General features: G+C 55.2%; 9 protein-coding genes and 1 pseudogene. 2 read left to right on the forward strand and 8 right to left on the reverse strand.

Annotated elements, in window-relative coordinates; genetic code table 11:
- Positions 1-11: 11 nt before the first annotated feature.
- The 5 genes from hppD to AC5S26_RS13265 all read right to left on the reverse strand — a co-directional run bounded on the left by hppD (position 12) and on the right by AC5S26_RS13265 (position 6,012).
- A complete protein-coding gene (gene hppD, locus AC5S26_RS13245) occupies positions 12-1,157 on the reverse strand; it encodes a 4-hydroxyphenylpyruvate dioxygenase (RefSeq protein ID WP_494185364.1) in 1,146 nt (381 codons plus the stop codon).
- Positions 1,158-1,520: 363 nt separating this feature from the next.
- Positions 1,521-3,992: a glycoside hydrolase family 31 protein gene (locus tag AC5S26_RS13250; protein WP_494185365.1), complete on the reverse strand. Its 2,472-nt coding sequence runs from the start codon at positions 3,990-3,992 to the stop codon at positions 1,521-1,523.
- Positions 3,985-4,356, reverse strand: a complete 372-nt coding sequence (locus AC5S26_RS13255) for a winged helix-turn-helix domain-containing protein (protein WP_494185366.1) — start codon at positions 4,354-4,356, stop codon at positions 3,985-3,987. Before AC5S26_RS13255 ends, AC5S26_RS13250 begins: the two co-directional genes overlap by 8 nt.
- A gap of 150 nt (positions 4,357-4,506) precedes the next feature.
- Positions 4,507-4,779, reverse strand: a complete 273-nt coding sequence (locus AC5S26_RS13260; protein WP_494185367.1) for a hypothetical protein — start codon at positions 4,777-4,779, stop codon at positions 4,507-4,509.
- Between the two features lie 276 nt (positions 4,780-5,055).
- A complete protein-coding gene (locus AC5S26_RS13265; RefSeq protein WP_494185368.1) occupies positions 5,056-6,012 on the reverse strand; it encodes a GlxA family transcriptional regulator in 957 nt (318 codons plus the stop codon).
- Between the two features lie 525 nt (positions 6,013-6,537).
- Between AC5S26_RS13265 and AC5S26_RS13270 the strand changes: the two genes are divergently transcribed.
- Positions 6,538-7,326: an HD domain-containing protein gene (locus tag AC5S26_RS13270; RefSeq protein WP_494185369.1), complete on the forward strand. Its 789-nt coding sequence runs from the start codon at positions 6,538-6,540 to the stop codon at positions 7,324-7,326.
- Positions 7,327-7,556: 230 nt separating this feature from the next.
- Here AC5S26_RS13270 and AC5S26_RS13275 read toward each other — a convergent pair whose 3' ends face one another.
- The 3 genes and pseudogenes from AC5S26_RS13275 to AC5S26_RS13285 form a co-directional block, all read right to left on the reverse strand.
- The gene (locus tag AC5S26_RS13275) at positions 7,557-7,784 is read right to left on the reverse strand and encodes a PP2C family protein-serine/threonine phosphatase (protein WP_494185370.1); all 228 of its coding nucleotides are present in this window, start codon (positions 7,782-7,784) and stop codon (positions 7,557-7,559) included.
- Between the two features lie 16 nt (positions 7,785-7,800).
- Complete coding sequence (locus tag AC5S26_RS13280) at positions 7,801-8,442, reverse strand: PP2C family protein-serine/threonine phosphatase (protein ID WP_494185371.1); 642 nt, start codon at positions 8,440-8,442, stop codon at positions 7,801-7,803.
- Between the two features lie 77 nt (positions 8,443-8,519).
- Positions 8,520-8,987 (reverse strand): annotated as a pseudogene (locus AC5S26_RS13285) (dihydrofolate reductase family protein); the annotation flags it as partial.
- 725 nt (positions 8,988-9,712) lie between these two features.
- Between AC5S26_RS13285 and AC5S26_RS13290 the strand changes: the two are divergent.
- The gene (locus AC5S26_RS13290; RefSeq protein ID WP_494185372.1) at positions 9,713-10,690 is read left to right on the forward strand and encodes an AAA family ATPase; all 978 of its coding nucleotides are present in this window, start codon (positions 9,713-9,715) and stop codon (positions 10,688-10,690) included.
- Positions 10,691-10,698: the final 8 nt, after the last annotated feature.

The following is a 10,698-nucleotide window of genomic DNA, read 5'->3' on the forward strand; positions in this document are numbered from 1 at the left end:
ATCTTCTCCAATTACATGTTGCCGCGCGCTTGTTGCTCCCTCTCGATAGCCTCGAAGAGTGCCTTGAAGTTGCCTTTGCCGAAGCTGCGACTCCCTTTGCGCTGAATGATCTCATAGAACAGCGTGGGGCGGTCTTCAACGGGGCGAGTGAAGATCTGCAACATGTATCCTTCATCGTCGCGGTCGACGAGAATGCCGAGCTTTTCGAGTTCATCGATCGGCTCATCGATCGTGCCTATACGCTTCTGCAGCTCGGTGTAGTAGGTGTGGGGGACGTGAAGGAACTCTATGCCCTGATCCTGGAGTTTCTTGACGGTGTGGACGATATTGTTGGTGGCAAGCGCAACGTGCTGAACTCCAGGACCACCATAAAAGTCGAGATACTCCTCAATCTGAGATCGGCGTTTGCCTTCGGCCGGCTCGTTGATGGGGAACTTGACATAGCCATTCCCGTTGGACATGACCTTAGACATGAGCGCGGAGTATTCCGTCGAGATATCTTTGTCGTCGAAGTGCTGATAGAGCGAGAAGCCCATCACGTTGGAGTAGAAGTTCACCCATTCATCCATCTCGTGCCAGCCGACATTGCCGACCATGTGGTCGATGTGTAAAAGGCCGACGGGCCTGGCGATGGGGTCTTCGTCTAGAGTGCGAAAGCCAGGGAGAAATTTGCCATTGTAGGCATTGCGCTCAACGAAGGTATGGATGGTATCGCCGTAGGTGCGGATACTTGAGAGTACAACCTGACCGTGGTCGTCGGACAGCATGTGTGGCTCAGCAATGCTGACCGCTCCACGATTGACGGTCTCCTGCCATGAGAGGCGGGCGTCGTCCACCCATAAAGCGATCACGCGAACAGCATCTCCGTGGAGATGGACGTGATCGGCGATAGAATTGCCACTGCGCAGAGGAGTGGTAAGCACAAAGCGTACCTTGCCCTGCTGGACGACGTACGAAGCGCGGTCGCGCTGGCCCGTCTCGGGGCCGGCGTACGCCACAAGCGACATGCCAAAGGCAGCGCGGTAGAAATAAGCAGCTTGACGGGCGTTGCCGACGAAGAACTCAACGTGATCGATCCCTTTCAGGGGAAGGAAATCGGTACCGCCTGTTGTATTCACTTGTGCGGATTCGTGGACAATGCTCATATCTGCGCTCATTAAAAAGACTCCTGCGGAAAGGTAAAGACCGTTCCAGCAGCACCAAGCAGAATAGGCTTCTTACTCATGCCAGGGAAATAGATATTTCAAAAAATTGCATGAAAGCTTTCTTATGTCGCAGCTGGAAAGGCATAAGAAGATAAACCAAGTTGTTTCAGCAATTTGGCTTGATTCATAGACTTCAAGCAGGAGCCGCTCACAATCACAAAGGAGGTAGCTCAACCTTGCCCGTAGTTTTGAGTGGAAGCTGGGCCGTCGATGCAAGTCCGCAAGTGCAAGACCATTCCGCGAGTGTCCCCGCTGAGCACTAAGCTTCCCGTTCAACTTAGCAACCAGTAAGTTCGCTCTATCCCGACCTTCGATTCAGCGAAACATAATCTCAGTTGCGTCAACGGGCATTTCAAAAGTCGCACCCGGAAATCCGCCCGTTAGCGAAGTGGAGAGCTTTTTCCCGTTGATGGTTGCAGCCGAAGGAGTACGCTGCGTGCCGACTAGCTCTACTCGGATACTCTTCCATCGCGATCGATAGTCGCCTTGCGGGGCATTCAGCGTGACAGTGACTGCGCCATCAGGAGCAACGCGGCACGTCGTATTCAGACGAAAGTACTCCCCTCGACGATAGTTCAACGAATGTCCATCATCACTATAGATAGAGCCCTGGCAGGGCTGGTTCTGTGTCGGCACATATATGCGAAGTGTAAGTGGCCCGCCCGGTGCCTCGTCTGTACTCTGCACTAGTTTCTGCAAAGGCAAAATGGATCCTCCGCGCACATAGACGGGAATCGTTGCCAGGTCCGGTTTCAGCATGATGTGCTCACCCTGAAGCAGAGTATCCCGCACCTCTGCATCGCGGGCCTGTACCTGCGATTCCCTACCCACCCGCGTGCCGGTCCAGTAGTCATACCATCTTCCCGGCGGAAGGTGCAGCTCATACGGCGCAATCTCCTCCGGTGATGGATTCGGCGCTATCAGCAGGTCCGGCCCCAGCATAAACTCTGCACCACCTCCGATCAGGTCCATCGGCGTGCCATCAGGCATGGCGTGAGGAAACTCCAGAAACAACGGTCGCATCATCGGCATTCCATCGTGCGATGTCTCCTCCGCTACCGTATAGATGTATGGCAACAGACGATAGCGCTCCTCGATATACTTCCGCCGCATCGCCTCATGCGCAGGACCATCGACCCAAGGCTCATGCATGCGCGTTCCCTTCGCCGAGTGGTCACGATCAATCGGCTGAAACGCAGCCACCTCAAGCCACTTTGTCAACAGATCTGCAGGAGGAGATCCGGCGAATCCGCCCACATCGGCGCCTGCGAAGCTGAAGCCGCTCAACCCCAGGTTCATCAGCTGCGGAATCGTCATGCGTAGATGATTCCACGTCGAGCTGTTATCGCCCGTCCAGGTCACGGCATACCGCTGGCCGCCCGCGTAGCTCGCGCGAGTCATCACATACGGCCGCTCGTTGGGACGCAGCGCCAGCACGCCATCGTAGGTTGCCCTGCTGTTCTGCATGCCCAGGATGTTGTGTGCTTCCCGGTGATTGGTAGTGCGAGTCGCAAATCCGGGCTCCTCGATGCGATGCCGCACATCCAGCGGCATCGTCTTCGACGGGTAGCGGAATACCGCCGGCTCGTTCATGTCATCCCAGAAACCTGCGACGCCGTCCTTTACAAAGTCCTTGTACAGCGTTCCAAACCACTGCCGCGACTGCTGCCTTGTGAAATCAGGAAATACCGAAGGCCCCGGCCACACTGTCCCCACATAAGTCGTCCCATCCGGATTCTTCACAAAGTGATCGCCTGCCGTCCCCGAATCATACGGCGCATAACCTGCGTTCGGCTTCTGCGCGATGTGCAGGTCGGCAATCACGACAAGATGGAAATGATCCTTGGTCAGTTGGCTCACCATCTCGGGAAAACGCGGAAAACGCTGCGGATCAACTGTGAAGGGCATGTTGTCCTTCTGAAAATCAATATCGAGCCACAAAGCATCCGCCGGAATCCTATCCTTCCGCAGCCGCGCGGCAACATCCATCAGCTGCGACTTCGGCGAGTATGAGTACCGTGACTGCTGAAAGCCGAACGACCACAACGGCGGCAGGGGCGAAGGCCCCGTCAGCCACGCATAAGCCGCCATCACATCGCGCGGCTCCGGCCCATACAGGAAGTAGTAGTCAATCGGACCATTCTGCGAACCAAAGCTGTACACTTCATCGTCCTCACGACCAAAGTCGAACGAGGTTCTCCAAGTGTTGTCGAAGAGCACGCCATAGTACCGCCCCTCTCTCACTCCTAAAAAGAACGGGATGCTCTTATAGATCGGATCTGTCGACTCCTGCCATCCGAAACTGTCTGTGTTCCACAGAGTAAAGGACTCGCTCGTCCGGTCCAGCGGCCCGGGTTTATCGCCAAGCCCAAAGAAGTGCTCCTTATCGCTGCGTCGTTTGTAGACTCTGAAGCCTTCGCCACGCCACTCGATCGCTCCGGCATCCTCCTGCAAAACATGACCGCTCAGATCACTGATCACCAGATGAAGGTCACTGTCAACCTTGACCGACAGCTTCTGGGTACGAAATCCCTGCTCATCCGGACTCACCGTCACCCGGCTAGTGCGGCTCTCCGGCAGCACTGCCCATGATGCATCCTCGAAAGCAGCATTCCTCCACTCGCGCACCCGTAGCCTGTCGTCCTGCAAAGCAGTCACCTCAAGCGTTACCCCGTTCGAGGTTGCAGTAAGACCATTCGAAGCGACATGAACCTGCTGCTCCGCGTCGACGCCAGACGATGACAGCACGATAGCGAAACTGAGAAGCCAAATGGATCGGTTACGCATACCAACACCTCCTCATCCAGTGACGCATCCAGGGAATCAGCGGAACAGTTGCCGCGGATGGAATGTCCCGAAGCGTCGCCTGGGCAATAAATCTGTATCCCCTCCGGATCAGCATTTCTACAAAGCGGGGATTGTCGGCGTTATCCTCCAGCGCCTCGCGGACCTTATTAAAAGCTATGGCCTGAGAGCGGTCGAAGTTGACATTTGTCCCCTTCTCCCAAACCCTCTCTTGCAACTCCTCACGGGTGACAACCTTGCCGGGACGTTGCACTAGTTCCGTCAAAACCCGGAAGGGCTGCCCCTGAAGTTTGATCCTGAAGCCGCTCCGCCATAGTTCTCCCGTCGAGAGGTCAACTTGACGCATACGAACTCGCTGCACAAAATGTAACACTTACAGACAACCGAATACCTATCCGGCAGTTGAAATACTCCCCAAAATCAACACAGCAAACCATTTATCCGTGGGTTCGGTTTTCATCCCTGGGATGGGACTGCTCTCTCCGTTCACGGACATTCACGCTGGCCCGGTCAGGTGGGATTTCCCCTGCTGCGGTGGGTCACGAGAGACCGTTGAGAAAGAGTCCTCAAAGCAGAGAGGTGCATGGCGGATGGCGAAGTCAGTAATAGTCAACATATAAGAAACGCATCTTTCATTGTCCTGCTCGATCAAGTGCACATTGTAGAGATAGAGCAGCAATTGGATGTCGGGACTCTCAAAGCTTTCGTTGCCCCCTTTCTGTCTGCGGGCCGCCAACGAAAATCCTGACACCGGCAGCAAATATCTCATCGTTGATCGCGTCGATACCGCGGGATCTCGCTTCGTCCTCTGCGATCGACGGGTCATAGTCCTCGGGTTGTAATTAGCAACCAAATATTGCGCTATCGTTTTCTCGTGTAGCGGTCTTATGGGGTCGGTTGCCCTGCCTCACTATCTCGGCGAACGGTGGACCGGAATTCAACAAATCGTCCAATAAATTTGGGCTCTTCCCGCACTTCAAAGAGACAGGTATCCTGTTTTTTGAAATCGAAGAAGTGATTTGGAATTGCCTAATTCGCAGTGAACTCACCGCGATTCCGCCGCGGTACTCTTAAACCGCTTTGTATACTCGCCTGCTGTGATCCCAAGGACACGCAGAAAGACTCGGCGCATCGAGTCTGCCGTGGCAAAACCACACTCATCGGCAATTTCTTTCAGCCCCATCGTTGAGCTATCGATCAACTGTTGAGCTGCTTCTACACGCATTCTGTCTACAAATTGTCCAGGATTCATCTTTGTCTCCTTGAGGCAGACTCGAGTGAAGTGCCGCGGGCTCATGCCGATCTTCTCGGCCAATCGATCGACCGAAAGGTCCTCTCGCAGATTCTCCAACATCCACACCTGTAGTTCACGGAGGGGTTGCGAAGTGATGGCCTGCCGAGACAACATATGACTAAACTGCGCTTGTCCCCCTGGGCGCACAAGAAACATCACGAGGAAGCGGGCAACGTCCAATGCAGGTCGATGCCCATGATCTTCCTCCACAAGCGCCAACGACAGGTCGATACCGGCGGTAATACCAGCAGACGTATATACCGATCCGTCCCGCAAGAAGATTGGTTCAGGACGGACCTTGACCTTCGGAAACTCTTTTGCCAATTGATCACAAAAACGCCAATGCGTCACGGCCTCCTTTCCATCGAGAAGACCTGCCGCTGCTAGTAAAAATGCCCCAGTACAAATGGAAGCCACTCGCCGAGAACGCGCGCCAACTTCTGCAATCCATGAGACAAACTCCTCATCATAGACTCCAGTTTCGGCTCCGGCTCCACCAGCGATCACCAAGGTGTCGATCGGTCCTTTTATCTCCTTGATTGGAATGGCACCCGTAAGCGAAAGCCCTCGATGAGTAAGCAGGGAGTCTTCTAGTCCAGGGTTTCCGATTTGCACCTCATAGCCAGGTGCGCTACAGAAGACTTCCATTGGACCCACTACATCCAACACCTGAACGGGCGGAGGACCTACGATCACGACTTTTCGCATTCTGCATTCTACGAAATTTCGAGATCTGACCACTAGAAGCCCACGTTCGCACAGTCTGGTAGCCATTCAATGCACGTCACCCCAATGGGTTGCGGGTCTGCGCTCAAAACAGCAAATAGACACCTAAGGATTAGGTCCCCAGATTCGAACACTCATTATGATCCGTTCCTCTAGTTAATGGGCCTCGAGATATGTGGGCAATGACCGCTCCCGATCTCCGTAACGGTAGGGTAAGCCAACAGTGACGCGACTTGCTTCTGTCAGTCTGGGTCTGACGGTCCGGTCTGCAATACAACCATATCCCTCGGGGGAGCCTATGACATGGATACAGCAAATTCAGATCATGGCTCTCAAATATCGCGAGTAGGCATATGTCCGAAAATGACGTATCTACGTCGTTGTTGCATCAGGGAGCGGATTCTAAACTGTGTCTAAAGCATGAACTAGACCGACCTCGAAGGTGTTTTGACCGTCAGCGATGAGTAACTAACCACAACCCAAAACCAATGCCCAAGGAGATTGATTATGTCAGTTACGCGCCGTCTTTTCCTCAAGAGCGCTCCCATCGCATCCGCCGCCGGTCCCACCGAGGTAGGTCTCGCACAGGGCGGCTCCCAAACACCTACTACTTTCCGCAAGCCCAAGCTTGTCATTCCTGTGCCAACCCCAGCGGAACAATATCAGAAGGTTCAGCCCGGAGTTCCCGATAGCAAGCTGACGCGTGAGGCCACTGGTCTTCTTCGTGAATTTAGTACTCCTCTTCTCTTCAACCACTCGCATCGTGTCTTCTTCTGGGCCAGCGAGCAAGGCCGTCAAGCAGGGGAACGTTTCGACGTGGAACTACTCTTCATCTGTGCCGCCTTCCACGACCTTGGACTTTTAAAAAAATTCAGCAGCGAGTCGGACCGCTTTGAAGTCGATAGCGCGAATGCCGTTCGGCAATTTCTTGAGCACCACCAAGTGCCGGTCGCGCGAATTCAGACGGCGTGGGACGCGATCGCATTGCACACAACGCCTGGTATCGCAGCCTACAAGCCCCTTGAGGTTGAGTTGCTCTATAACGGCGTAGGGCTTGATGTCTTGGGCATTGGATATCAGGAATTTCCGGAAGATATCCGGAAGAAGGTGGTTGCAGAGTATCCTCGTGTCGATTTCAAGCAAAGCATTGCTAGGGCATTTCTCGGAGGCTTTGAGCGTAAGACCAATACTGCAGAAGCAACCTGCAATGAGGACATCTGTGCACACTTCATTCGCAACTACAAACGCAGCAACTTTTACGATCAGATCCAAAATTCCCCCTTTCAAAATTCATAAAGAGATGGATTGGCGCCCTCAAAGCTCGGTCTTGGGTCAAGGGCCGAGCAATGGGGATGATTTCTTTTGCAGAATCGACTGGATGTAGATGGGCAGATTACGGCAGGCCACAAGGTTCATCTGCGGAGAGGCGGATCATTCGCGAGGTTCTGTCGTACGAAGACACACATGTCACGGAAGGTGACGCGATCGCACTAATTGCCTGATCCCGAGGATAAACGGGATGGATCTCAAACTGAGATCCGCAGCACGACCAGCGTCATGTCATCATGCTGCGGCGCGCCAGCGGCAAAGGTGTCTGCCGTACGAAACAAGCGTTGCATCAGCTCCGCGGCGTTCAGGTCGCCGCTCGCTTGCGCCTCGGAGATCATCCGGTCTTCACCCCACTCGTCCTCTGCGGCATTCATGGCTTCGCTGATACCGTCAGTAAAGGCCAGGAGAACATCTCCGGGGAGCAAGTGGATCCTCTGCGGCTCATAGGCCGCCGGCAAGGAGCCCGATGACGGGATCACCCCCTTCGAGGCGAAACACCTGCCAACCGCCATCTTCTTTGCGCAGCACTGCAGGAGGATTGTGTCCACCATTCACGTCGTGCAACGTGCGCGAGTCACAATCCAGTTCGGCGTAGAAGAACGTGGCATAGCGGTTGGAGTCGGACGCATCGTAGAGAAGGCGGTTGACATTGGCCATCTTGATCCCCACATCGCCCGCGCCATTCAGCGTTTGACCGCGAAGGCTGGCGTGAAGGCTGGCCATCAATAGCGCGGCGGAGACACCCTTGCCACTGATGTCGCCAATCGCGATACCCAGGCGGTTACAGCTGTGCGCCGTTGTTCGGCTGGCGGAAGAGAGGTCTTCGCCGGGCACATGCCCTGCTTCGTCCAGCGAGCCGCGCCCGATTGAGATGAGATCGTAGTAGTCGCCGCCGACAACCTGGGCAGGCCTGCAGTGCGCGGCCATCTCTACGCCCGCAACCTGAGGAAACGTCTGCGGGAACAATCGCTCCTGTACCTCGCGGGCAATCTCGATCTCACGTTCCAGCTTGACGCGCGACACGGCCTCTTCGGCCAGCGCGGGAATAAGCTTGTAGACGTTGACGAGGATGCCCGACGGCAAGGCCTGCGTGCTGCCCAGCGCAAAGTGCGTGGCAGCGCCCCATCCGCGAAAAAGCGTTTGCCTTTGCCCAGCACAATAGGATTGACCAGCAGAATCACCTCGTCCGCCAGCCCGTGCTCAAGCAGCACAGAAGTCAGCGTCAAGCTGCCCGGGAGGACGAGGTCCGGGCCGTTCTTGGCCTTAATGCGACGTACGCCATCCACGAGGTCCAGTCCTATGGCCTCGAAGGGGCCCCATTCTAGACTCTCTGGTCTGTGAATGATGACGTACTTCGTCGCCGCGTTCAGGCGGTCCGCCATCGGATTCTTCGGTGCTTTCGGCCAATAATTCGCCAACAAATCATAGGTGCGACGGCCAATCAGCAAGTCGCAGGTCTTGCCATACATCTCGGTGACTATCTGTAGCCCGGCAGGCGAGCGAAACGACGCGGTCCAGTCGCCATATGGGAAATCGTCATCGGGACCGCTGGTGGTCTGGACAACGCCATCGAGCGAGATGTGCTCGATGATTTTTAAGTTTGCGCATATTAATCTCCTATAAATGATCGGTTTAAGCCTTCGCTACTGGCAACTTCGGACCGAAATGAGCGACGAGCAAGAGCGGCGACTTCAGTTCGACGAGGCTGTCACCGCCAACCGCGGCGAGTGACAGATTGTGCAAACCAGATGCGGCGAACAACGAGACAGCAGATTCGACCAGCAACCAAAGTATCGTGATGCTTGTAACAAGCATACTTGCCGTGTGATTTCTGGGCTGACGTACATTCTCAGCGGCCGTGCTTCGAGGAACATAGTCGAAGTCTACCGGCGGCGGTCAGGTGATTTCTTTCCATTCGTCACGACTAGCGTGCGGCTGCGCTCCAGTTAGGTACGGCAGCTGGTTATAGCTATCGAGATGCACCTTGAAATTTCTCCCACTAATTGCCGCGCCTTTTAGAAGACGGCCTTTGACGGAGCTGTGTCTGAGGAGGCAAGCAAAATTGGAAACCAGTCAAGTCCTGAGAAAAGTTGGTTAGAGATTTCACCCGCCTTGATACATCCTGACCAACTAATCATCGCTGGTACGCAGTATGCACCTTCCCAGTTCGACTCCTTCTCACTGCGAAAAAGGCACACAGAGAATTTAACTGGATTTAGTCGCGCCGGAATACATCGAGAGCGATGGCGGTCTTATCGCCAATTTGATTGTTCTGGGCAGCTTCGGTATCGTTCAGGGTCATGAGTGCACGTTCTCAGACAGTCGTCTGAAAATCAGCTGACCGGAGAGTGATGTGGCGCCAAGCGATTCGATCCTCAACCTTAAGAATCAGATCGGACAAACTGTACTCGGCCAGGAAGCCATGATCGAGCGCCTTCTCATCGGGCTGCTGGCCAACGGTAACCTTCTAGTTGAGGGTCTTCCCGGCCTAGCTAAGACGCGCGCAATCAAAAAGCTCTCGAAGTTTCTTGACGCTGGGCTCTCCCGCATTCAGTTCACCCCGGATCTTCTGCCCTCCGACATAACCGGCTCCGAGGTCTACTACACCGCTGAAGGCAAGGGAGAGTTCCGATTCCAACCTGGTCCCGTCTTCAATAACCTCGTACTCGCTGATGAGATCAACCGCGCCCCTGCCAAGGTGCAGGCCGCCCTGCTCGAGGCCATGGAGGAGCGTCACGTCACCGTTGCTGGAACAACCCATACCCTTCCGCCGCTCTTCCTGGTCATGGCCACGCAGAATCCTATCGAGCAGGAGGGAACTTACCCCCTCCCCGAGGCCCAGCTCGACCGCTTTCTGATGCACGTTTACGTCGACTATCCAGAGGAAAAATCCGAGCGCGACATCATGCTGCTCGTCCGCAATGAAGAACAAAGCGACGAACCCGCAGGCCCCGCCGTGAAGCCGGAGAAGGTAGCGCAATCGGTTATCTTCGATGCCCGCAGGGAGATCCACGCCGTCCACATGGCCGAGTCCGTTGAGAATTACATCGTCGCCCTAGTCCAGGCCACGCGCACCCCAGAACGTTACGACAAGGACCTTCGCAAGTGGATTCAGATCGGGGCCAGCCCGCGCGGCACCATCGGCCTCGACAAGTGCTCGCGCGTCTATGCCTGGCTGCATGGCCACGATTTCGTGCGGCCCGACGACGTGCAGGCCATTGCGCATGACGTCCTTCGCCACCGTCTTCTACTCAGCTACGACGCACAGGCCGAGGGCATCAAGCCTGACAAGGTTATCGACCGCATCGTGGAGCTTGTCGCCGTCGCATAAACGAGACC

The organism is Edaphobacter sp. FHG110511_03, from assembly GCF_059115365.1.

Excerpts from the sequence above, each read along its gene's own strand:
- AC5S26_RS13250 (WP_494185365.1), bottom strand. The coding sequence starts at position 3,992 with ATGCGTAACCGATCCATTTGGCTTCTCAGTTTCGCTATCGTGCTGTCA.
- hppD (WP_494185364.1), bottom strand. The coding sequence starts at position 1,157 with ATGAGCGCAGATATGAGCATTGTCCACGAATCCGCACAAGTGAATACA.
- AC5S26_RS13260 (WP_494185367.1), bottom strand. The coding sequence starts at position 4,779 with ATGAGATATTTGCTGCCGGTGTCAGGATTTTCGTTGGCGGCCCGCAGA.
- AC5S26_RS13255 (WP_494185366.1), bottom strand. The coding sequence starts at position 4,356 with ATGCGTCAAGTTGACCTCTCGACGGGAGAACTATGGCGGAGCGGCTTC.
- AC5S26_RS13265 (WP_494185368.1), bottom strand. The coding sequence starts at position 6,012 with ATGCGAAAAGTCGTGATCGTAGGTCCTCCGCCCGTTCAGGTGTTGGAT.
- AC5S26_RS13270 (WP_494185369.1), top strand. The coding sequence starts at position 6,538 with ATGTCAGTTACGCGCCGTCTTTTCCTCAAGAGCGCTCCCATCGCATCC.